20 protein-coding genes are annotated in these 20,774 nt (G+C 74.1%); 12 read left to right on the top strand and 8 right to left on the bottom strand.

Annotated elements, in window-relative coordinates; translation table 11 throughout:
• Positions 1 to 57: 57 nt before the first annotated feature.
• Positions 58 to 2,022, top strand: coding sequence for a DUF5107 domain-containing protein (locus tag ACZ4N4_RS08310; protein ID WP_467585880.1), 1,965 nt, complete (start codon positions 58 to 60; stop codon positions 2,020 to 2,022).
• Here the strand turns inward: ACZ4N4_RS08310 and ACZ4N4_RS08305 are convergent, their stop codons facing one another.
• Positions 2,023 to 2,373, bottom strand: a complete 351-nt coding sequence (locus ACZ4N4_RS08305) for a VOC family protein (protein ID WP_453569618.1) — start codon at positions 2,371 to 2,373, stop codon at positions 2,023 to 2,025.
• An 87-nt stretch (positions 2,374 to 2,460) separates the two neighbouring features.
• Here ACZ4N4_RS08305 and ACZ4N4_RS08300 point away from each other — a divergent pair, with 87 nt between their 5' ends.
• The 3 genes from ACZ4N4_RS08300 (at position 2,461) to ACZ4N4_RS08290 (ending at position 5,997) form a co-directional block, all read left to right on the top strand.
• Positions 2,461 to 2,922 (top strand): phage holin family protein, encoded by a 462-nt coding sequence (locus ACZ4N4_RS08300; RefSeq protein WP_467585877.1) that lies wholly within the window; start codon positions 2,461 to 2,463, stop codon positions 2,920 to 2,922.
• Positions 2,923 to 3,338: 416 nt separating this feature from the next.
• Positions 3,339 to 5,186 carry a transketolase gene (locus ACZ4N4_RS08295; RefSeq protein WP_467585874.1) on the top strand — a complete coding sequence of 616 codons (1,848 nt, stop codon included), beginning with the start codon at positions 3,339 to 3,341 and terminating at the stop codon, positions 5,184 to 5,186.
• 64 nt (positions 5,187 to 5,250) lie between these two features.
• Entirely contained in the window at positions 5,251 to 5,997 is a 747-nt protein-coding gene (locus tag ACZ4N4_RS08290; protein WP_467585871.1) for a GvpL/GvpF family gas vesicle protein, read from the top strand.
• A 61-nt stretch (positions 5,998 to 6,058) separates the two neighbouring features.
• On the opposite strand, the gene ACZ4N4_RS08285 is transcribed toward ACZ4N4_RS08290, so the two are convergent.
• The 3 genes from ACZ4N4_RS08285 to ACZ4N4_RS08275 all read right to left on the bottom strand — a co-directional run bounded on the left by ACZ4N4_RS08285 (position 6,059) and on the right by ACZ4N4_RS08275 (position 8,703).
• Positions 6,059 to 6,229, bottom strand: coding sequence for a hydrophobic protein (locus ACZ4N4_RS08285; RefSeq protein WP_453569628.1), 171 nt, complete (start codon positions 6,227 to 6,229; stop codon positions 6,059 to 6,061).
• A 48-nt stretch (positions 6,230 to 6,277) separates the two neighbouring features.
• The gene (locus tag ACZ4N4_RS08280; RefSeq protein WP_467585868.1) at positions 6,278 to 7,093 is read right to left on the bottom strand and encodes a class I SAM-dependent methyltransferase; all 816 of its coding nucleotides are present in this window, start codon (positions 7,091 to 7,093) and stop codon (positions 6,278 to 6,280) included.
• Positions 7,094 to 7,218: 125 nt separating this feature from the next.
• Entirely contained in the window at positions 7,219 to 8,703 is a 1,485-nt protein-coding gene (locus ACZ4N4_RS08275) for a phosphatase PAP2 family protein (protein WP_467585865.1), read from the bottom strand.
• 71 nt (positions 8,704 to 8,774) lie between these two features.
• Between ACZ4N4_RS08275 and ACZ4N4_RS08270 the strand changes: the two genes are divergently transcribed.
• The 3 genes from ACZ4N4_RS08270 (at position 8,775) to ACZ4N4_RS08260 (ending at position 11,590) form a co-directional block, all read left to right on the top strand.
• Positions 8,775 to 9,434 (top strand): histidine phosphatase family protein, encoded by a 660-nt coding sequence (locus ACZ4N4_RS08270; protein WP_467585862.1) that lies wholly within the window; start codon positions 8,775 to 8,777, stop codon positions 9,432 to 9,434.
• 196 nt (positions 9,435 to 9,630) lie between these two features.
• Positions 9,631 to 11,250: an ABC-F family ATP-binding cassette domain-containing protein gene (locus tag ACZ4N4_RS08265; RefSeq protein WP_453569636.1), complete on the top strand. Its 1,620-nt coding sequence runs from the start codon at positions 9,631 to 9,633 to the stop codon at positions 11,248 to 11,250.
• Positions 11,251 to 11,332: 82 nt separating this feature from the next.
• Positions 11,333 to 11,590 carry a DUF6158 family protein gene (locus tag ACZ4N4_RS08260; RefSeq protein WP_360474837.1) on the top strand — a complete coding sequence of 86 codons (258 nt, stop codon included), beginning with the start codon at positions 11,333 to 11,335 and terminating at the stop codon, positions 11,588 to 11,590.
• A gap of 19 nt (positions 11,591 to 11,609) precedes the next feature.
• Here the strand turns inward: ACZ4N4_RS08260 and ACZ4N4_RS08255 are convergent, their stop codons facing one another.
• Positions 11,610 to 12,146, bottom strand: coding sequence for a type 1 glutamine amidotransferase domain-containing protein (locus tag ACZ4N4_RS08255; RefSeq protein ID WP_450766150.1), 537 nt, complete (start codon positions 12,144 to 12,146; stop codon positions 11,610 to 11,612).
• Between the two features lie 53 nt (positions 12,147 to 12,199).
• Positions 12,200 to 12,580 carry a DUF2795 domain-containing protein gene (locus ACZ4N4_RS08250; RefSeq protein ID WP_467585859.1) on the bottom strand — a complete coding sequence of 127 codons (381 nt, stop codon included), beginning with the start codon at positions 12,578 to 12,580 and terminating at the stop codon, positions 12,200 to 12,202.
• A 209-nt stretch (positions 12,581 to 12,789) separates the two neighbouring features.
• Between ACZ4N4_RS08250 and ACZ4N4_RS08245 the strand changes: the two genes are divergently transcribed.
• The 3 genes from ACZ4N4_RS08245 to ACZ4N4_RS08235 all read left to right on the top strand — a co-directional run bounded on the left by ACZ4N4_RS08245 (position 12,790) and on the right by ACZ4N4_RS08235 (position 16,481).
• A complete protein-coding gene (locus ACZ4N4_RS08245; RefSeq protein ID WP_467585856.1) occupies positions 12,790 to 13,887 on the top strand; it encodes a hypothetical protein in 1,098 nt (365 codons plus the stop codon).
• A gap of 117 nt (positions 13,888 to 14,004) precedes the next feature.
• A complete protein-coding gene (locus tag ACZ4N4_RS08240; RefSeq protein WP_453569645.1) occupies positions 14,005 to 15,285 on the top strand; it encodes an aminotransferase class I/II-fold pyridoxal phosphate-dependent enzyme in 1,281 nt (426 codons plus the stop codon).
• The gene (locus tag ACZ4N4_RS08235) at positions 15,282 to 16,481 is read left to right on the top strand and encodes an MBL fold metallo-hydrolase (protein WP_467585853.1); all 1,200 of its coding nucleotides are present in this window, start codon (positions 15,282 to 15,284) and stop codon (positions 16,479 to 16,481) included. The genes ACZ4N4_RS08240 and ACZ4N4_RS08235 overlap by 4 nt, the downstream gene beginning before the upstream one ends.
• A gap of 66 nt (positions 16,482 to 16,547) precedes the next feature.
• Here ACZ4N4_RS08235 and ACZ4N4_RS08230 read toward each other — a convergent pair whose 3' ends face one another.
• Both ACZ4N4_RS08230 and ACZ4N4_RS08225 read right to left on the bottom strand, forming a co-directional pair.
• Positions 16,548 to 17,186, bottom strand: a complete 639-nt coding sequence (locus ACZ4N4_RS08230; protein ID WP_453569929.1) for a DedA family protein — start codon at positions 17,184 to 17,186, stop codon at positions 16,548 to 16,550.
• Between the two features lie 14 nt (positions 17,187 to 17,200).
• Positions 17,201 to 17,974: an MBL fold metallo-hydrolase gene (locus ACZ4N4_RS08225; protein ID WP_453569651.1), complete on the bottom strand. Its 774-nt coding sequence runs from the start codon at positions 17,972 to 17,974 to the stop codon at positions 17,201 to 17,203.
• A gap of 84 nt (positions 17,975 to 18,058) precedes the next feature.
• Between ACZ4N4_RS08225 and ACZ4N4_RS08220 the strand changes: the two genes are divergently transcribed.
• Positions 18,059 to 18,490 (top strand): hypothetical protein, encoded by a 432-nt coding sequence (locus ACZ4N4_RS08220; RefSeq protein ID WP_453569653.1) that lies wholly within the window; start codon positions 18,059 to 18,061, stop codon positions 18,488 to 18,490.
• A gap of 131 nt (positions 18,491 to 18,621) precedes the next feature.
• Positions 18,622 to 20,622 (top strand): alkaline phosphatase family protein, encoded by a 2,001-nt coding sequence (locus ACZ4N4_RS08215; RefSeq protein WP_467587642.1) that lies wholly within the window; start codon positions 18,622 to 18,624, stop codon positions 20,620 to 20,622.
• Positions 20,623 to 20,774 lie beyond the last annotated feature (152 nt).

The raw sequence follows: 20,774 nt of genomic DNA, 5'->3' as shown, positions 1-20,774 counted from the left end.
GCTTTGCGGAATCCTGACCGGCAGCTCCCCTGGTCAGCTCGTCCCGTGCCGGGTTCCATGGCGATCGTGACCAGGATCCGACGTGAGGTACTGACCCTGCCCGCGGCGGAGCTGGGCCCGGACAATCCGCTGCCCCCGCTCCGCCCGCTCGACGAGCTGCATCGCGTCGATGAGCGCGAGCGGGACGAATTCCCCGCCGACATGGCCCGCCAGCTCGGCTACGAACCGCTCCGCAGCCTCCTCCCGGTGCGGATCCGCGACGGCTACGGCAGAACCCGCGAGCCGCGCGCCCTGGACGCGCTCGTGATCGAGAACGACCGGCTGCGCGCCACCGTCCTGCCCGGCCTCGGCGGCCGCGTCGCGTCCCTCGTGCACCTGCCCACCGGCCGTGAACTCCTCTACCGCAACCCGGTGTTCCAGCCCGCCAACTTCGCTCTCAACGGGGCCTGGTACGCCGGTGGCATCGAATGGAACATCGGTGCCACCGGCCACACCACCCTGTCCTGCGCCCCGCTCCACGCGGCCCGTGTCGCCGCCCCCGACGGCGGGGAGATGCTCCGGCTGTGGGAGTGGGAACGGCTGCGCGACCTGCCCTTCCAGGTCGACCTGTGGCTGCCGGACGGCTCCGACTTCCTGTACGTCGGCGTCCGCGTCCGCAATCCGCACGAACGCCCGGTGCCGCTCTACTGGTGGTCCAACACCGCCGTGCCCGAGGACCGCCGGGTCGTGGTGGCGGCCGAGGAGGCCTGGGAGTTCGGGCCCGAACGCCGGCTGCGCCGGGTGCCCGTTCCGTCGTACGACACCCGGCATCCCTACGCCACCGACTACTTCTACGACCTGCCGGACGGCCGGCGCCGCTGGATCGCCGCGCTGGACGCGGCCGGGCACGGGCTGGTGCAGACCTCGACCGACGTGCTGCGCGGCCGGAAGCTGTTCGTGTGGGGCTCGGGCCCCGGCGGCCGGCGCTGGCAGGAATGGCTCGGCGGACCCGGCACCGGCGGCTACCGCGAGATCCAGGCCGGGCTGGCCCGCACCCAGCTGGAGCACGTCCGGCTGGAGGCGGAGAGCGAGGTCTCCTGGCTGGAGGCGTACGGGCCGCTGTCCGCGTCGCCGGAGACGGAGACGGAGACGGAGACGGAGACGGAGACGGCGACGGTGGCGGCGGCCGTGGCGGAGCGGCTGGAGGACGCCCTGCCGCGCGCGGTGCTCGACGCCGCGTTCGCGGCCTGGCAGCCGTACGCCGACACCGCACCCGGCGAGATCCTCGCCACCGGTTCCGGCTGGGGTGCTCTGGAAGTCCTGCGCACGGACTGGAAGCTGCCCGGCACACCGTTCGCGGAGTCGACGCTCGGCGAGGAGCAGGCGCCCTGGCGGGAACTGCTGCACACCGGCACGCTGCCCGAACCCCGCCGGGTACGGCCGCCGGGGCCCACCCTGGTCGCCCCGCACTGGCGGGACATGCTGGAGACGGCCCCCGCGACCCCGCACACCGAGTATCACCTGGGCGTCGCCCAGTGGCACGCCGGCGACCGGGCCCAGGCCGTCCGCAGCTGGGAGCGGGCCCTCCAGCTCGCCCCGTCCCTGTGGCCGCTGCTGCGCTGTCTCGCGGTCGCCGACCAGGAGCACGGGCACCACGAACGGGCCGCCGAGCGGTACGCCGACGCCTTCGACGACCTGTGCCGGGAACGCCGCGACGACGGCGAGGCCTGGACGGCGGCCGTCGCCGCGCTGGGCCGGGAGGCCCTCGAGGCGCTGCTGCGGGTACGCCGGGCCGCGGACGCCCGCACCGTCTGGGAGGCGCTGCCCCCGGCCACCCGGGAGCGTGGCCGGTTCCGGCTCCTGGAGGCGGAGTTGCTGCTCGCCGAGGGGCGGCGGGCGGCGGCCCGGGCCGTGTTCGAGGACGGGTTCGAGGTCGCCGACCTGCGGGAAGGGTCCGATGCCGGCGGCCGGTTGTGGGCGCGGCTCGGTGACGACCCGCTGCCCGGTCGGTACGACTTCCGGATGCGGCCGCGGAACCCCTGATCAGGCCGGTTGCTGATCGACGTACTCGAAGACCGAGCCGTCGGGGTGCATCGCGAGCAGGTTGCGGCCGGCGGGGGTGGGCACCGGCCCGGCGAGGATGCGGGCGCCGAGGCCGTCCAGCAGCCGGTGGGCCGCGTCGACGTCCTGCACCGCGATCGTCGCGGTCACCTTGCGCAGCACCTCCAGCTCCGCCTCCGGACCGCTCATCAGAAGAAAGGAGCCGACCGCGGCGACCTGGACGCCCCCGCGTTCGAAACGGAGGGCTCTGCCGCCGGAGAGGCGTTCGTAGAACGGGATCGCGGTTTCGAGGTCGTCGACGCAGATGCGCAGGGAGGCGCCCAGAATCTCCATGCGACGAGCCTAGTTGGCGCCGGGCGGGAAGACTCCGCCTCCGGCGATCTCCTGTTACGGCTTTTCGCGTCCGGGTACCCGCCCCGCATGGAACACCTCGATCATCTCGAACATCTGGACAAGGACCTCGTCGACGAACTGGCCCAGGTCGCACGCGAGACCGTACGGGATGAGCTGCGCCAGCAGGGCCGCAAGCGGCGGCGGGCCGCTCTGCTGTACGGCGCCTCCGGTGCGGTCGCCCTGTACGCCGGGGCGGCGGTGGCGTCGGCCGTGGGCCTGGCGCTGGCGATCGTGCTGCCGGGGTGGGCCGCGGCGCTGGTCACCGCGGGGGTCCTGGGCGCGGTCGCGTACCTGCTGAGGGAGGCCGGCCGCCCCAGTCGGCCGCACGCTCCCCGGCGGGTCATCGGCGGAACGGCGCCCGCGGGGCCGCCCAGCGGGCTGGGGCTGCCGTACCCGCCCATGCCGGCGCAGCCGCCGGTGCCGCCGATCACGCCGGTCACACCCGTCACACCCGACGCCGGCCAGGACGTGCCGCCTCGTCGCGCCTGACGTCGCCCGGGAGGCGGCACCGCGCGGTGTGCCCAGGCCGCGCGGTGCCGCGCACCCTTGGCGGGGCGCTCTCGGCGGGCGGCGTTTGACGGGCCCGCCTACGGTTACGTGGGAAGCCTCGGAACCCAGACGCATTCCCGGAGGCGCACCGTGAGCCGTCGACCCCGGATCGTGACCGCCGGCACCGGGTCCGCCGGGGGCCGCGCGGGCCGTACCCCCCGCGTGGCCGGCCCGGAACCGTGCCGGCGGCACGCCGCCCCACCCCGCCGGCCGCCTTCCGTATCCGCGTCGGAGGCCCCCGGCGCGGTCCGGTCCCGCCCGGCCCTGGCCGGCGCCGCCGGGCACGGTGGGCACGGACGCCCCGCAGCCGCCGAGCGCCCCGGAACCGCTACGGACACTCCCTCCGAAGGAGTCTCATGAACACCGCCGAACTCGTCGAACTCGCCCAGCAGTTGCGCGTGGACAGCGTGCGGGCGGCCGCCGCGGCCGAGTCCGGGCATCCGACCTCGTCGATGTCCGCCGCCGATCTGATGGCCGTCCTGCTCGCCCGGCATCTGCGCTACGACTTCGACCGGCCCGCCCATCCCGGCAACGACCGCCTCATCCTCTCCAAGGGCCACGCCTCGCCCCTGCTGTACGCCGCCTACAAGGCGGTCGGTGCCATCGACGACGCCGAACTGCTCACCTTCCGCAAGCTCGGCTCCCATCTGGAGGGGCACCCCACCCCGCGCCGGCTGCCCTGGGTCGAGACCGCCACCGGCTCGCTGGGCCAGGGACTGCCGGTCGGCGTCGGCATCGCGCTGTCCGGGAAGCGGCTGGAGCACGGCCCGTACCGGGTCTGGGTGCTGTGCGGGGACAGCGAGCTGGCCGAGGGCTCCGTGTGGGAGGCCGCCGAGCACGCCGGGTACGAGCATCTCGACAACCTCATCGCGATCGTCGACGTCAACCGGCTCGGCCAGCGCGGACCCACCCGGCACGGCCACGACCTGGACGCCTACGCCCGCCGCTTCCAGGCCTTCGGCTGGCACACCGTGCAGATCGACGGCCATGACGTGGACGCCGTCGACCGCGCCTGCGCCGAGGCCACGGCCACCGCGGGCCAGCCCACCGTGATCCTCGCCCGTACCCGCAAGGGCCGGGGCGTCGCCGCCGTCGAGGACCGCGAGGGCATGCACGGCAAGCCGCTGCCCGACCCCGAGGAGGCCATCGCCGAACTGGGCGGAATGCGGGACGTCCGCGTTCATGTGCAGGAACCTCCGGCGGCCCGGGCCCTGCACTCCGTGCCCACCGGCGCGCTCGAACTCCCGCGCTACGACAAGGGGGACAAGGTCCCCACCCGCGATGCCTTCGGCAAGGCGCTGGCCGCGCTCGGCACCGCCCGCGCCGACATCGTCGCCCTGGACGGCGAGGTCGGCGACTCCACCCGTACCGAGTTCTTCGGCAAGGAGCACCCCGACCGCTACTTCGAGTTCTACATCGCGGAACAGCAACTCGTCGCGGGCGCCGTCGGGATGGCCACCCGCGGCTGGGTGCCGTACGCGGCGACCTTCGCCGCCTTCCTCACCCGGGCCCACGACTTCGTCCGCATGGCCGCGATCAGCGGCAGCGGGATCAACCTGGTCGGCTCGCACGCGGGCGTCGCGATCGGCCAGGACGGGCCCTCCCAGATGGGCCTGGAGGACCTGGCGATGTTCCGCTCGGTGTACGGCTCGACCGTGCTGTACCCCTGTGACGCCAACCAGACCGCCAAGCTCGTCGCGACCATGGCCGGGCTCGAGGGCATCCGTTATCTGCGCACCTCGCGCGGTGCGGCCCCGGTGATCTACGGACCGGACGAGGAGTTCCCGGTGGGCGGCAGCAAGGTGCTGCGCTCCTCCGACGCGGACCGGCTGACCGTGGTCGCCGCCGGGGTCACCCTGCACGAGGCGCTGAAGGCCGCCGACGCGCTCGCCGAGGACGGCATCCGGATCCGGGTCGTCGACCTGTACTCCGTCAAGCCCGTCGACCGGCAGACCCTGCGCCTGGCCGCCGAGGAGACCGGCTGTCTGCTCACCGTCGAGGACCACCACGAGGAGGGCGGGCTCGGCGACGCGGTCGCCGAGGCCTTCGCGGACGGCCGGCCGGTCCCGCGCCTGGTACGGCTCGCCGTGCGGACCATGCCGGGCTCGGCCGCGCCCGACCAGCAGCTGCACGCGGCGGGCATCGACGCCGAGGCGATCGCGGCGGCCGGCCGGCTGCTGGTCGAGGAGGCGATCGTGCGATGACCGATGACGAGCTGATCGTGGCGCCGGCGGCCGCCCGGCGCGGACCTCGACGAGAGGAGGGGCCATGACCGGACAGGCTGGACTCCGGTACGTGTACGCCGTCTGCCGTCCCTTCGAGGCGGCCCTGCAGTCCCAGCTCACCGGCGTGGCCGGGGCTCCGCCGGGGCTGCTCAGGCACCACGGTCTGGTCGCCGTGGTCAGTACGGTCCCGGAGGGCGACTTCGCCGAGGCGCCCCTGCGGGACCATCTGGCGGACCGGGACTGGCTGGCCGCGACCGTCCGCGCCCATCAGGGCGTGGTCGACGCGCTCACCACGGTCACCACCCCGTTGCCGCTGCGGCCGGGCACGGTCTTCCGGGACGACAGCGGTGTACGGACCATGATGGAGGCCTGCGAGGCCGACTTCCGGTACGCCCTCGACCGGCTCGACGGCAGGGTCGAGTGGGGCGTCACGCTCTACGCCGGCCCCGACTCGCCCGAGACGGATCAGGCATCCGCCGGGAAATTCGCCCGTGCCCTGCACGAGCGGCTTTCCCGGCACGCCGAGGATTTCCGGCTGCACCCTCCGCAGAGCGCGGCGCCGGCCGGAGATCCGGAGAGGAATCTGCTCGACGCCGCCTATCTGGTGGCGCGTGTGAATTGCGAGGAATTCGTGGAACTGGTGGACCGTACGAAGGGCGAGGTGCCGGGAATACGCGTGGAACTCAGCGGACCCTGGGCGGCCTACTCGTTCTACTCGTTCACCGGAGACCTCGCCCTGCACGAGCGGACCGGCTCCGGGACGGCGACGGGCAGCGGCCCGAGGTCCTGAATCCGGACCCCGGGCCACTGCCACCGCTGTTGCCGCGCGAATGAAGGCCACCGGCGGGGCCTCACCACCTGTACCAGCGACCCCTGCCGCCGGAGGCGTTCGTGCCTCGGACCAGGAATCCGAGAAGCCACAGAACCAGCACGACGAGCGCGATCCACCAGAGCAGTTTCACCGCGAATCCGGCACCGAAAAGTATCAGCACCAGAAGCAGTACCAGCAGAATGGGAACCATAGTCTGACCTCCTGGCGATCCGTGTTTCCCGAATTCCGCGGATCAGGCTCACTTACGGCAGAGAATTTCTCCGTGCAGAACGGCGAACCAGCCGTCGTCCTGTGCCGCCCACTCCCGCCAGGCCGCCGCGACGGCCTGCAGTTCCCCGGTGGTCGCGTGGCCGCCCTCCGTGGCCCGCTCGGCGTAGGACGAGGCGACCGTACGGTCCGCCCACAGCCCGCCCCACCAGGCCCGCTCCTCGGCCGTGCTGTAGGTCCAGGTGCCGGAGGTGGCGGTGACGTCGGTCAGTCCCGCGGCCAGCGCCCAGGACTTCAGCCGCCGCCCGGCGTCCGGCTCGCCCCCGTTGGCGCGGGCCACCCGGCGGTACAGCTCCAGCCAGTCGTCCAGGCCCGGCACCGCCGGGTACCAGGTCATCGCCGCGTAGTCCGAGTCCCGTACGGCGATGAAGCCGCCGGGCTTGGTCACCCGGCGCATCTCGCGCAGCGCCCGCACCGGATCGCCCACATGCTGGAGCACCTGGTGGGCGTGGACCACGCAGAAGGTGTCGTCCGGGTAGTCCAGCGCGTGCACGTCCGCGACCGTGAAGTCCACGTTCGTCAGCCCGCGCCCGGCGGCGGTCTGCCGGGCCTGCTCCAGGATGCCCGGCGCCTGGTCGGCGCCGGTGACCCGGCCGTCGGGGACCAGCTCCGCCAGGTCGGCGGTGATGGTGCCGGGGCCGCAGCCGATGTCCAGGATCCTCATGTGGGGCTTGAGCGAACCGAGCAGATAGGCCGCGGAGTTGGCGGCGGTGCGCCAGGCATGGGAACGCAGCACCGACTCGTGGTGCCCGTGCGTGTAGACGGCGGTCTCCCGTGGTTTCGGCATGGCTCAGCCCCTTCGCTTCGCACCAGGCGGACGAGGCCGGACGGCTCCGTCCCGCGGTATCCGCAACGCTACGCCCGCATGCCGAATAATGAGATCTGCGTTTTACGATGTGGACTGACGCTCTGTCAGTGCGAGCGGTATACCGTCAGTGCCTTCGGCAGCTTGTCCACCGTCACCTCGCCCTTCACGTCGGTGACTTCACCGTCGTAGGCGAGCGGGGTACCGGTCTTGAGGCCGGTGAGACGAAGTCGGCTCACCCGCACCTCCGCGTGTGCGGGGGAACGGGAGAGCGGGCCCGCGACGGCGGCGGAGAGCAGGCGCAGCGCGGGATGCCGGCCGCCGTGCACCACCCGTACGTCCAGCTGGCCGTCCGCCAGGTCGGTACGGCGGCCCGGTGTCAGGCCCATCCGGTGGTAGACGCAGTTGCCGACGAACAGCAGCCACAACGGGTGCGCCGAGTCGCCGAGTTCGACCTCCAGCGGATGCTGGTCCGTGCGCAGCACACGCAGCGCCGCCAGCACCTCGGCGGGCCGGCCGCCGATGCGGTGCGCCCAGCGCTCCCGCTCGCGCACCAGCTCCGGATACACCCCGAGGCTCAGCGTGTTGAGGAAGATGCCCTCCTGGCCGTCGCAGGCGAAGCGGCCGACGTCCACCCGGACCGCCTCGCCGTCGCGCACCGCACGGCCCAGGCCGCGGCCGTCCTCCACGCTCAGGTCGTAGGCGAAGTGGTTGAGGGTGCCGCCGGGCAGCACCGCGAGCGGCAGGCCGTGCCGCAGCGCGACCTGGGCGGCCGCGTTCACGGTGCCGTCGCCACCGCACACCCCGAGCGCCTGCGCCCGCAGTGCCGCCTTCTCCAACTCGGCCCGCACCTCATCCGGTTCGCACTCCACCAGTTCGGCCTTCGGCAACTCGTCACGCAGCGCCCGGACCCGGTCGGAGCTGCCCGAGGCCTGGTTGGCCACCACCACCAGGCCCTCCCCGTCGGGCAGCGCCGGGGCCTGGGCGCGCGGCCGGGGCGGCGGCCCGATCTGGCCCCGGGTCGGCACCAGCCGGCGGACGACGAACGCGGCGCCCACCCCCAGGGCCGCACCCGCGAGCACATCGCTCGGGAAGTGCACGCCCGTGTAGACGCGGGACATCGCGACGGAGAACGCCACCGGCGCCACCACCGCGCCCCACCCCGGGGACTCCAGGGCGACCCCGGCCGCGAACGCCGCCGCCGACGCGGCGTGACCGGAGGGGAACGAGGTGGTGATCGGCTGCCGCTTCAGCTGTCGTACCGCCGGCACCGGGTCCAGGACCGGCCGGGGCCGGCGCACCGAGCGCTTGCCGAGGGTGTTGATGGTCAGGGAGGCAAGGCTGAGCGAGGCCAGGCCGCGGACGGCCGCGCGGCGGGCCCTGGGGGTGCGGGACGCGGCCACCGCTGCCGCCGCCGCGAACCACAGCACGCCGTGGTTGGCACTGCGGCTCAGCCGGGGCAGCACCGGGGCGGCGAACGGCCAGTTCCGCTCGGCGGCCACCTCGAACACCCTCAGGTCGAGAGCGAGCAGTCGGTCGCGCAGCGCGTGCCGGCCGGGCTTCAGGACGGTCAGGTCAACATCTGGACTCATGCGGGTCCGGTTACCCTGAAGTGGCTGTTTCGTGCCGGTAACCGGTGCGGTCGAGTGAGAGGACCTTCTGGATGCGCCTGCTCCTCATACGTCATGGGCAGACTCCGACCAACGTCGACTTCCTGCTCGACACCGGCGTACCGGGCCCCGGTCTGACCGCGCTCGGCGAGCAGCAGGCGGCGGCCCTGCCCGAGGCCCTCGCCGGCGAGGACATCGAGGTTCTCTACGTCTCCACGCTGACCCGCACCCAGCTCACCGCCGCGCCGCTGGCCGCCGCCCGCGGCCTGGTCCCGATCGTCCGGGACGGCATCCGCGAGGTCTCCGCCGGCGACCTGGAGCTGCTGCCCGGCCACTCCGAGCGCGGCCAGGAGTACATGCGGACCGTGTTCGCCTGGGCGGCCGGGGACACCGCGCTGCGCATGCCCGGCGGCGACAGCGGGGACGAGACGCTGGCCCGCTACGACGCGGTGATCGCCGAGGCCGCGGCGAGCGGCGCCGGGACGGTCGCCGTGATCAGCCACGGTGCCGCGATCCGCCTGTGGACGGCGGCCCGCGCCGACAACGTCGACGTCCCCTTCGCCGCCGCCCGCCCCCTCGACAACACCGGCGTGGTCATCCTGGAGGGCTCCCCGGCCGACGGCTGGAAGGCGGTGTCCTGGGAGGGCGCGATCGTGGAACCGGCGGGGGAGAGCGGGCCGGCGGGGGAGCCGCTCGAGTCGGCGGTGGAGTGAAGGGGGCCGACGCGTTCGGGGGCGGGCGCGGCGTGGTCGCTCGCGCAGTTCCCGCGCCCCTGAAGGGGCGCTACCGCAACGCGCCCCAAAGGGGCGCGGGGAACTGCGCGACCAGCCCCCACTGGCCCGCGGCCGGAAGACGTCGGGACGATAACGGTTTGCCCCCGGTCGGGGCTGCCGCGCAGAATCGCTGACCATGGGACACCTGGAAGCCGCGCATCTCGAGTACTACCTCCCCGACGGGAGGGCCCTGCTCGGCGATGTGTCGTTCCGGGTCGGTGAGGGGGCCGCCGTCGCGCTGGTCGGCCCCAACGGCGCCGGCAAGACCACCCTGCTGCGGCTGATCTCCGGCGAGCTGAAGCCGCACGCCGGCACCGTGACCGTGAGCGGCGGGCTCGGCGTGATGCGCCAGTTCGTGGGCTCCGTGCGGGACGAGACGACCGTGCGTGACCTGCTGGTGTCGGTGGCGCCCCCCGGGATCCGGGAGGCCGCGCGGGCCGTGGACCGGGCCGAGCACGGCATCATGACCGTCGACGACGAAGCCGCCCAGCTCCGCTACGCGCAGGCCCTGGCCGACTGGGCCGAGGTGCGCGGCTACGAGCACGAGACGCTCTGGGACATGTGCACGACGGCCGCGCTCGGCGTGCCGTACGACAAGGCCCAGTGGCGGCAGGTGCGCACCCTCTCCGGCGGCGAGCAGAAGCGGCTGGTGCTGGAGGCCCTGTTCCGGGGCACCGACGGGGTGCTGCTGCTCGACGAGCCGGACAACTACCTCGACGTCCCCGGCAAGCGCTGGCTGGAGGCGCAGCTGGGGGAGACCCGCAAGACGGTCCTGTTCGTCTCCCACGACCGGGAACTCCTCGCCCGCGCCGCCGAGAAGATCGTCTCCGTGGAGCCGTCGCCCACCGGCGCCGACGCCTGGGTGCACGGCGGCGGCTTCGCCACCTACCACGACGCCCGCCGCGAACGCTTCGCCCGCTTCGAGGAACTGCGCCGCCGCTGGGACGAGAAGCACGCCCAGCTGAAGAAGCTGGTGCTGAACCTCCGCCAGGCCGCCGCCGTCTCCCACGAGATGGCGTCCCGGTACGCGGCCGCGCAGACCCGGCTGCGCAAGTTCGAGGAGGCCGGCCCGCCCCCGGAGCCGCCGCGCGACCAGGACATCAGGATGCGGCTGCGCGGCGGCCGTACCGGCGTGCGTGCCGTCACCTGCGCGGGACTCGAACTCACCGGACTGATGAAACCCTTCGACCTGGAGGTCTTCTACGGCGAACGGGTCGCCGTCCTCGGCTCCAACGGCTCCGGCAAGTCACACTTCCTGCGGCTGCTGGCCGGCGAGGAGGTGGCGCACACGGGGCAGTGGAAGCTGGGCGCGCGGGTGGTACCCGGGCACTTCGCCCAGACCCACGCCCACCCCGAGCTGCAGGGCCGTACCCTCCTCGACATCCTGTGGACGGAACACTCCCAGGACCGGGGCGCCGCCATGTCCCGGCTGCGCCGCTACGAGCTGACCAACCAGGCCGAACAGACCTTCGAGCGGCTCTCCGGCGGCCAGCAGGCCCGGTTCCAGATCCTCTTGCTGGAGCTACAGGGGGTGACGGCACTGCTGCTCGACGAGCCGACCGACAACCTCGACCTGGAGTCCGCGGAAGCCCTCCAGGAGGGTCTGGAGGCCTTCGACGGCACGGTGCTCGCCGTCACCCACGACCGCTGGTTCGCCCGCTCCTTCGACCGTTACCTGGTCTTCGGCACCGACGGCCGGGTCCGCGAGACCCCGGAGCCGGTGTGGGACGAGCGCCGGGTGGAGCGCGCCCGCTAGACAGGCCCGGCGGCCCGGACCTTCGTACAGTGGATGCAGGGATCCGGACCGCCGGGACGGACACGACGAGCGGGGTACCACCATGACCGGAGTCGACCCCAGCCGGCTGGACGACCAGCAGCTCATGAAGGAGCTGGAGACCATCCACCGGACGCGCCACGACACCCTGCTGTACGGGTCCAACGACGCGCTGCGCGCCCACAACGAGCGCATGGCCCAGCTGGAGGGCGAGTACCTGCGCCGCAACCCGCGCCGCATCGTCGCCGCCGGCCGCACTCGGGAGGGCGCCCGGGAGCGCAGCTGCGCGGAGACGGCGACACCGCGCGCCTCCGCGAGCTGAGACCGGCCCCTGGTCTGGCTCAGCCCTGGCCGAGCGCGTCGAGGAAGGCCTCGCAGAAGGCCTTGAGGTCGTCCGGCTTACGGCTCGTGACCAGTGTGTTGGGACCGGCCCCGCAGACCTGGACCTGCTCGTCGACCCAGGTGCCGCCGGCGTTGCGGATGTCGGTCCGCAGGCTCGGCCAGGACGTCAGGGTCCGGCCGCGCACGACATCGGCCTCGACCAGCGTCCAGGGCGCGTGACAGATCGCGGCGACCGGACGGCCCGCCTCGAAGAAGCCCTTCACGAACGCCACCGCCTGCTCGTCCGTCCGCAGAATGTCCGGGTTGGCGACCCCGCCGGGCAGTACCAGGGCACCGAACGAGTCCGCCGAGGCGTCGCCGACCACCTCGTCCACGGCGAACGTGTCCGCCTTGTCGAGATGGTCGAAGCCCTGGACCCGCCCCGGCTCCGTCGACACCAGCACCGGCTCGTGCCCGGCGTCGGAGACCGCCTTCCACGGCTCGGTCAGCTCCACCTGCTCGACGCCCTCGGGCGCGGTCAGAAACGCGATACGCATGACGTTCACTCCTTGCTTTGTCGGCTTCGCGGCTGCATCGTCGGCGCGCGGGCTCACTCCTCGCCGGCCACGGCCTCGGCCAGTGCCAGCAGGTTGCGGTAGCGCGTCGAACGCGGCAACCGGGACACCCGCTGGACGAGATCGTCGGAGGCGTGGCCACGGCGCAGCACCCGTACCAGTTCACTCGGCTGGGCCGGGAAGTCGTGCCGGGTCAGGGACCGGGCCAGTTCCAGCCGGAGAGTCGCCAGTGACGGCCGTTCACTGGTCCACGGCAGCATCGGGGCGCGGTACACCTCCGGGTCGTCCTCGGCGGGCGGCTCGGGGTCGTTCCAGTCCTCGGTGCGGGTCGGATGCCCGGACCTGAGCAGGTCCCGCAGCTCGTGCTTCATCTCCTCGTCCCGGTGAACACTCAACCGGTCGCTTCCTCGCTGCATATCTCCCTCCAGGTACTTCAGGGGTGCCGGACGCGTACCCGGTGGCATGGGGCCGACACGCCGGAATCCGCCCGTGCCGTCACCCGAAAGGACCGGCGTGTCCCGCGAATGGGGGTCGGCCGCGCGCGGCACGGCGTGGGGCGGGCTGTGATGGCTGCGGGGGCACCGACCGCGTGTCCCCGGAGTCGTACGTTCCGAGGAGCCACCCCATGCGCCGTACCGCTCGCACCCTGTCCGTCGCCGTCCTGGCGGGTGCCGCGTTCGGCGTCGCCGGCACGGCCGCCGCGGCCGGCCCCGCCGCCGGGGCGAACCCCGGCGGCGTGCGGCCCGGGACCACCGTCTCCGTGACCTGCGGGACGACCGACGCGAACTGTCCGGTGGGGAGCGGGGCGCAGGGAAAGCTCCGGAGCACAGACGCCACGGTCGCCGGGGGTGAAGGGGGCACCGTTCCCCCGGCCGACGGCGGGGCGGTCCGGGGCGAGAACAGCGGGGTGCCGCAGGGGAACGGGGGTGCGGTGCCCGGCGGGGACAGCGGGGTGGTGCCCCACGGGGACGGGGGTGCGGTGCCCGGCGGGGACAGCGGGGTGGTGCCCCACGGGGACGGGGGTGCGGTGCCCGGCGGGGACAGCGGGGTGCCCCACGGGGACGGGGCCGCGGTGCCCGGCGGGGACAGCGGCGTCTCTCTCGGGGATGACGGCACGGTCCCTCGGGGGGATGACGGCACGGTCCCGCAAGGCGACGACGCCACTGCGCCTTTTGTCGGCAGCGGCACGGGTGTGCGGGGTGACGACAGCGGTACGGGTGGCCGGGGTGACGACGGCGGTACGGGTGGCCGGGGTGACGACGGCGGTACGGGTGGCCGGGGTGACGACGGCGGCACTGCTGGTCGGGGGGACGCGGGCACTGCTGGCCGGGGGGACGACGCGACCGGTTCCCGGGGGGACGCCGGGGGCGGCACGGCGACCGGGGGCAAGGGCGAGCGGCCCTGCTCCGCGGGGCAGAAGTCGTGCGGCGAGGGGGGACACGAGTGCGCCTCCTCCGGTGCCTCTCGTCCCTTCGGCCCCTCCGGCGGATCCGGCGGAGCCGGCTCGTCCGGTTCCTGCGACGGCGAGCACGCGTGCGACGAGCCGCGCGGCGGGGACACGTCCTGTGCTCCGCCGACCGTGGAGCACGGGGTGGCGGCCGGGGAAGGCGGCGCGTTCACGGACTCCGTTCCCGCGCTGGTCGCGGGCGGCCTGCTGATCGCGGCCGCGTGCGGTGGTGCGGTGTACCGGCTGGCCGGCGGGAGGTCACGCGCGCACGGATGAGACGCTCGCCACCGGGTACCCCGGGGGCGACCACTCCGGCACCGTCCGCACCACCCGACGAACAGCACGGCCCGGAACCGGACGGCACACGGCACCACGGACTGCGCGGAGGCGGACATGCGGCGGACGGACCCCGAGGGGCAGGGACCGGTCCGGGACACGCCCGCGCGGGGTCACGGACCCGTGCGGTACGGGCCGCCGCTGCCCGACGACGGACTGCCCGTCCTGCCGGCCCTCGCCACCGCGCTGGCCGCCGCCGCGAGCCGGGGCGGGGAGGAGCCGGTCGGCGGCGGTCCGGCGCTGCTCGACGCGGCCCGCGGCTACTGGGAACGCCGCGGGCTGGCCGCCCCGCCCGGCCGGCTGACCGCCGGCCCCGGCGCCCCCGCCCTCCTGCTGGCGCTCACCGCCGCGCTCGGCGGCGACGTCCTGGTGCCGCGCCCCTGCGCCGCCTGGTGGGCGCCGTACGCCCGGCTCCTCGGCCGGCCCGCCTTCCATGTGGCCACCCCGGCCGAGTCCGGGGGCGTGCCCGACCCCTACGCGCTCCTGGAGACCGTGCGCCGGGTCCGGGACGAGGGCGGTGACCCCCGGCTCCTGGTGCTCTCCGTCGCCGACGACCCGACCGCCACCGTCGCCCCGCCCGAACTGCTGCACGCCACCGTCGAGGCGGCCACCGGCGAGGGACTCCACCTGGTCAGCGACGAGACCTGGCGCGACACCCTGCACGCCCCGCACGCCACCGTGCTGCTCAGCCCCGCCGAGATGCTCCCGGACCGGGTGACCGTCGTCACCGACCTGGCCGGCGCCCTGCTGCCGGCCGGCTGGCCCGCCGCCGTCGCCCGGTTCCCCGAGGGCGACACCGGTACGTCCCTGCACGCGCGCGTGCTCGACGTCCTCACCGCGCTCGGCGCCCGCCTCGCCGGACCGGTCGCGGTGGCGGCCGCCCACGCGCTCGACGAGCCCGAGTCCGTCACCAGCCGCCGGGAGGCCGCCGTCCGCCTGCACGCGCGCCTGGCCGCCGCCCTGTACGCCGCGGTGGTCGACAGCGGCGGCGTGGCCCGGCCTCCACAGGCCGGCCGTCACCTGTACGCCGACCTGGAACCCCTGCGCGCCGCGCTCGGCGGCCAAGGGGTCGGCGACGCACAGGAGTTGGAGGACTTCCTCACCACCCGGCTCGGCATGCCCGTACCCGGCGGCCATCGCTTCGGCGACGACCTCCAGGCGCTGCGCGTCCGGCTCGCCACCGGGCCGCTGCTGGGCGGCACCGACGCGGAACGCCTGGAATGCCTCACGTCACCCACACCGTTGGAACTGCCACACGTGCAACGCGCGTTGATGTCCGTGAGGTCGGTACTCGACGATCTCCGCGACGACGCTCAGCGATGGGAGCCTCCTCGATGACGCAGCAGACGCATGAGTCAGGGTCCGCCACGACGACCGCCCCCACCACGACCGCCCCCACGACGACGGCCGATCCGACGACCGCCCCCACGACGACGGCCGATCCGGCAACTGCCCCCACGACGACGGCCGACCCGGCTGCCACGACGACCCGGGACGCCATTTCCACCACCCCTGCCACCCCCGTGGCCCCGACTCCCTACGCGCCGCCCTTCCCGCCGCTCGCAGAACCCCGTCCGCTGGGCGAACTCCGGTTCTGGCCACGGACCTTCCACGACCGTCTGACCGCACCCCTGCCCGGCCTCAAGGCCATGGCCCGCTTCGCCCGCGAGGGCTCCGTCCGCCCCGGGCGCGAGGGCCTCGCCGACATCCCCCGGCTGCCGTACATGCCGGGCCCGCTGCCCCGCGTCGACACCGACACGGTCGCCGTGACCTGGGCGGGACACGCCAGTTGGGTCGTCCGGATCGGCGGCCTGACCGTCCTCACCGACCCCGTCTGGTCCCGCCGCATCATCGGCACCCCGGCCCGGGTCACCCCGGTCGGCGTCGACTGGGAGACCCTGCCGCGCGTCGACGCGGTCGTCATCAGCCACAACCACTACGACCACCTCGACGCCCCCACCCTGCGCCGTCTCCCGCGCGACACCCCGGTGTTCGTACCGGCCGGCCTGGGCCGCTGGTTCCGGCGGCGCCGCTTCACGACCGTCACCGAGCTGGACTGGTGGGAGGCGGCCGAACTCTCCGGTGTCCGTTTCGACTTCGTCCCCGCCCACCACTGGTCCAAGCGCACCCTCACCGACACCTGTCACAGCCTCTGGGGCGGCTGGGTCCTCACCGCCGCCGACGGCCGGCGCGTCTACTTCGCCGGCGACACGGGTTACGGACACTGGTTCTCCCGCATCGGCGGCCGCTACCCCGGAATCGACCTCGCCCTGATGCCCATCGGCGCCTACGACCCCCGCTGGTGGCTCAGCGACGTCCACCTCGACCCGGAGGAGGCGGTCCGGGCGACGGAGGACCTGGGGGCGAGGCGGATGGCCCCCATGCACTGGGGCACCTTCATCCTCTCGGCAGAACCGGTCCTGGAGCCGTTGAGGCGGGTACGGGCGGCGTGGGAGAAGGCGGGGCTGGACCGGGAGAACCTGTGGGACCTGCCGGTGGGGGGTTCAAAGGCGTTGGAGCCGAGCGCCCCCTAAGGACGCGGCGCTGCGACATTCCGCGGCTCCGCCGCGTCGGCGCGCTGAGCCCCCACGCCCCCGCAGTCAGCCACGCACCGCACCACCCCGAACTCGCCGCACCACACCCGGCATCGCGCTGATCACCACGGTCAGCGCGACCGCCAGGACAACCCCCTCCCACGGCTCCGGAAACAACGACCCGCCCAGAATCCCGATCAACTGATAGGTCACCGCCCAGGCCACACAGGCCGGCGCGTTCCCCCGGGCGAACCGGCGCAACGGCCACTTGGCCAGCAGACAGGCCAGCATCACCGGTATCCGCCCCGCCGGCACCAGGCGCGACAGCACCAGCACCAGCACCCCGTGCTCGGCCAACTTCTCCTGCGCCTGCTCCAGCCGGTCCTCCGGCGCCCGCGCGCGGATCGCCGCCAGCCACCGCGACCCGTTCTTCGACCCCATCCCGCGCCGCCCCAGCCAGTACAGCGCCGCGTCCCCCAGGAAGGCGGCCAGCGACGCCGTCACCAGCACCAGCCCCAGCGCGAACGGCGCCGTCTGGTGGAAGGCCACCACCGCCGCCGAACTCACCAGCGCCCCCGTGGGCACCACCGGCACCAACGCCCCGACCAGCACCAGCAGAAACAGCGTCGGATAGCCGATCGCCTGCTGCGTGGACTCGGTCGACGAGGTCGACGAGGTGGCCGCCGTCGCGCCGGCGGCCGCCATCACCAGCAGCAGTCTCACCGCGCGACCTCCAGCCGCACGCTCTCCCCGTGACCGAGCTTGTGCACCGCGACCTGCGGCGCGTACTCCGCGGCGAGGCGCACGAACTCGTCGCCGGGCGCGTGGAACTCGTGCGGCCGCACCCCGTCCATACCGATCGGCCAGTACGTCCCGTAGTGCACCGGCACCGCGCTGCGCGGTGCCAGCCGCGCCAGCGCCCGTGCCGCCCGCCCGGCGTCGAGATGCCCCTCCCCGAGGTGGGGCCCCCAGCCGCCGACCGGCAGCAGGGCCACGTCCACCGGCCCGACCGCCTCGGCCATCTCGTCGAACAGCCCGGTGTCCCCGGCGAAGTACGTGCGCGCCGCGCCCTCGACGACATACCCGAGAGCGGGGGATCGGTGCGGGCCGACCGGCAGCCGGCGCCCGTCGTGGCGTGCGGGCACGACGCGGACGACCAGCGGGCCGACGGGTATCTCGTCGCCGACACCGACCTCGGTGATCCGCAACTGCCGGAGCCGGCGGAGTGCGGGTACCGCGCGTGGTGCGCCCCGGGGCACAAGCAGGCGCGTGCCCGGGGCGAGCCCGGCCAGCGAGGGGACGTGCAGATGGTCGGCGTGCAGGTGGGAGACGAGCGCGAGGTCCGCACGACGGGCCTCGGGCGGCGGCGGGGCACCCCGGCGGCGGCGCAGGTGCGCGAGCCGGCGCGCGAACAGAGGATCGGTGAGCAGTCGTACGCCCGAATCCTCGATCGTGCAGGTGGCGTGACCCCACCAGGTGATCTCCACCGGCACCTCTTTGCCTCCTTCGTGCGACTCCCCGAAGCCTACGTGCAGGAGTAGGGTCGGCGGCGAAACCCGGAGGTGAGGGGGGACGCCATGGGACAGGCACGGGGTGCCTACGGCGGGCTCGCGCCGGTGCGGGTGACCGCCATCGCGAGTCTGACGCCCCTGGAGGAACTGGAGATCGACCCCTTCCTGGTCGACTCCCGCAGCCAGCACGCGATGTGCGCGCGCTGGGCCGTGGAACACGGGTACGTCATCGCCCGGGAACTCCTGGTCCGCGGGCTGCGTCACGACCACAGCGCCCTGTGGGCGGGTGTCCGACCCGGCCTCGACGTCTTCGTCGCGCCGAGCAGACGGGTGCTGGAGAGCGCGCTGTCGTCGGTCGAGGACTTCACGGCGGAGTGCGCGAGACGCGGGGTGCGGGTGGAGACGGTGGGGCGGGCCGAGCCCTGCTACGACGCCCAGATGAAGGCGCGGGTCCACCGGAGGCTGTCGATGCCGACGGCGGGGTACGACGGGAGGTGAGCCCGTTCGCGTCCACGGCCGTGTGACAGTGTTGGCGGCAGCAGACCCGCGGCGGACGCGGGTCGCGGACGTGAGGTCGGTGGGGCGTGCGGTGGCGGCGGTTCGTCAGTCAGATCGGGCGAAGCGTCGTGGTGTGGGCGGTGTCCACCGTGACCATGCTGGTGCTCGCCGGGATCCTGCCCGACTTCCAGCTCCAGTCCGCCGACGGTGACAGTGCCACCCGCATCGCGGTGACCGCGGCCCTCGGCGCCGGTGCCTTCGGTGTGCTGTCGGCCGTCGTATGGCCCCTCCTCGTACGACTGCTGCTGCTGGTGCCCGCCCTCGTCCTCGGCCTGCTGGTCTTCTTCCTCAACGGCTCCCTCCTCCTCGTCGCCCTGCGCATCAACCCCTCGGGACAGAGCGAGGCCGCCCCGGAGACCGCCGTGATCGTGGCCGCCGTGATGTCCGCCGTCGCCTCCGCCACCGGCGGTGCCCTCGCCGTCCGTGACGACGACGCCTACCGGAGCCGGCTCTCCCGCCTCGCCACCCGCCGCCGCGGTTCCCGGCCGCCCTGCCCGGCCACCCCCGGCACCGTCTTCCTCCAGCTCGACGGCGTCGGCCACGACGTCCTCACCGCCGCCGTCGCCAAGGGGCTGATGCCGACGGTCGCGGCCTGGCTGGACGACACCCACCGGCTCACCCCCTGGCGCACCGACTGGTCCAGCCAGACCGGCGCCAGCCAGCTCGGCATCCTGCACGGGTCCGCCTTCGACGTCCCGGCCTTCCGCTGGTACGAGAAGGACAGCCGGGAGGTGATGGTCTGCAACCGGCCGACCAGCGCCGCCGAACTCCAGCGCCGGGCCGTCGAGCGCACCGCCGACGGGGGGCTGCTCACCCTGGACGGCGCCAGCCGCGGCAACCTCTTCAGCGGCGGCGCCGACGAACAGGCCCTCGTGCTGTCCATAGCCACCCGGCGCCGAGGCCGGGAGAACCGTTCCCGCGCCGGCTACTTCGCCTACTTCTCCGACCCGGCCAACGCCGTCCGCACCGCGCTCTCCTTCTTCGCCGAGGTCGGCCGCGAGATCGGCCAGTCGACGGCGGCCCGGATACGCAAGCAGCGGCCCCGCGTGGGGCGCGGCGGCCTCTATCCCTTCGTGCGCGCCTTCGCCACCGTCGTCGAACGGGACGTCGTCGTGGCCGCGGTCATGGGCGACCTGCTCGCCGGCCGCACCGCCGTCTACGCCGACCTCGTCGCCTACGACGAGGTCGCCCACCACTCGGGACCGCACAGCCGCGACGCCGAGAAGGTGCTGCAACGCCTGGACCGGGCCCTCGCGCTGATCGGGAAGGTCGCCGAGCACGCGCCGCGGCAGTACCGGATCGTGGTCCTCTCCGACCACGGGCAGAGCCCCGGCGAGACCTTCCACTCCCGGTACGGCCTCACCCTCGGCGACCTGGTCCGGGCCGGCTGCGGGCTGCACGTGCCGCGCCGGGCCGAGCACACGCACAGCGGCACCGAGGCCCGGGCCGCCGTCCGCGCGGCCCTGCGCAGGCCGGTCGAGGAGGGCGGCGAGAAGCACCGGCCCACCCGGCACTCGGAACCGGTCGTACTCGCCTCCGGCAACCTCGGCCTGGTCTCCTTCCCGGACGTGCCGCACCGCATGACCAAGGAGGAGATCGACGCCCGGCACCCGGCGCTGCTCACCACCCTCGCCAACCACCCCGGCATCGGGTTCCTGCTGGTGCGCAGCGAGGAGCACGGCGGGGTGCTGCTCGGGGCGTACGGGGCGGAGATACCGCTGGACCGGCTCGACGGGCACCCGGGACCGCTGGCCGCTTTCGGGGCGGGCGCGGCGGACGCCGTCCGGCGCACGCACTCGTTTCCGCACACCGCCGACATCATGGTGAACTCCTCGTACGACCCGGAGGGCGGCGACGTCCTCGCGTTCGAGGAGCAGATCGGGTCGCACGGGGGACTGGGGGGCGCGCAGGGCAGGCCGTTCCTGTTGTCGCCGGTCTGCGTCTCGGCGCCGGTGGCCGAGGGGGAGACGCTGGTGGGGGCCGAGGCCGTGCACGGGGTGCTGCGGCGGTGGCTTCGGGAGGCGGACGGGCCGCAGGTGCCGGTGCCTGCCGGCGAGGAGACGGTCGCGTAGTTCGTTCGCCGCGGGGCGGTGGGGGCTGGTCGCGCCAGCGCGGCGGAGCCGCACATTGACACAGCCCCGCGCTCCCGAGGGGGCGCTTCAGCTCAGCCGGGGATAAATCAGCTGCGTTTCCCTTGCTCGCGACACACACTGTTCGAGTCGTC

Source organism: Streptomyces sp. NPDC026538 (assembly GCF_055567535.1).
This window is presented reverse-complemented; position numbering and strand designations above follow the sequence as displayed.

Coding starts and splice junctions, on each gene's coding strand:
- ACZ4N4_RS08310 (WP_467585880.1), top strand. CDS start 58: ATGGCGATCGTGACCAGGATCCGACGTGAGGTACTGACCCTGCCCGCG.
- ACZ4N4_RS08305 (WP_453569618.1), bottom strand. CDS start 2,373: ATGGAGATTCTGGGCGCCTCCCTGCGCATCTGCGTCGACGACCTCGAA.
- ACZ4N4_RS08300 (WP_467585877.1), top strand. CDS start 2,461: ATGGAACACCTCGATCATCTCGAACATCTGGACAAGGACCTCGTCGAC.
- ACZ4N4_RS08295 (WP_467585874.1), top strand. CDS start 3,339: ATGAACACCGCCGAACTCGTCGAACTCGCCCAGCAGTTGCGCGTGGAC.
- ACZ4N4_RS08290 (WP_467585871.1), top strand. CDS start 5,251: ATGACCGGACAGGCTGGACTCCGGTACGTGTACGCCGTCTGCCGTCCC.
- ACZ4N4_RS08285 (WP_453569628.1), bottom strand. CDS start 6,229: ATGGTTCCCATTCTGCTGGTACTGCTTCTGGTGCTGATACTTTTCGGT.
- ACZ4N4_RS08280 (WP_467585868.1), bottom strand. CDS start 7,093: ATGCCGAAACCACGGGAGACCGCCGTCTACACGCACGGGCACCACGAG.
- ACZ4N4_RS08275 (WP_467585865.1), bottom strand. CDS start 8,703: ATGAGTCCAGATGTTGACCTGACCGTCCTGAAGCCCGGCCGGCACGCG.
- ACZ4N4_RS08270 (WP_467585862.1), top strand. CDS start 8,775: ATGCGCCTGCTCCTCATACGTCATGGGCAGACTCCGACCAACGTCGAC.
- ACZ4N4_RS08265 (WP_453569636.1), top strand. CDS start 9,631: ATGGGACACCTGGAAGCCGCGCATCTCGAGTACTACCTCCCCGACGGG.
- ACZ4N4_RS08260 (WP_360474837.1), top strand. CDS start 11,333: ATGACCGGAGTCGACCCCAGCCGGCTGGACGACCAGCAGCTCATGAAG.
- ACZ4N4_RS08255 (WP_450766150.1), bottom strand. CDS start 12,146: ATGCGTATCGCGTTTCTGACCGCGCCCGAGGGCGTCGAGCAGGTGGAG.
- ACZ4N4_RS08250 (WP_467585859.1), bottom strand. CDS start 12,580: ATGCAGCGAGGAAGCGACCGGTTGAGTGTTCACCGGGACGAGGAGATG.
- ACZ4N4_RS08245 (WP_467585856.1), top strand. CDS start 12,790: ATGCGCCGTACCGCTCGCACCCTGTCCGTCGCCGTCCTGGCGGGTGCC.
- ACZ4N4_RS08240 (WP_453569645.1), top strand. CDS start 14,005: ATGCGGCGGACGGACCCCGAGGGGCAGGGACCGGTCCGGGACACGCCC.
- ACZ4N4_RS08235 (WP_467585853.1), top strand. CDS start 15,282: ATGACGCAGCAGACGCATGAGTCAGGGTCCGCCACGACGACCGCCCCC.
- ACZ4N4_RS08230 (WP_453569929.1), bottom strand. CDS start 17,186: ATGGCGGCCGCCGGCGCGACGGCGGCCACCTCGTCGACCTCGTCGACC.
- ACZ4N4_RS08220 (WP_453569653.1), top strand. CDS start 18,059: ATGGGACAGGCACGGGGTGCCTACGGCGGGCTCGCGCCGGTGCGGGTG.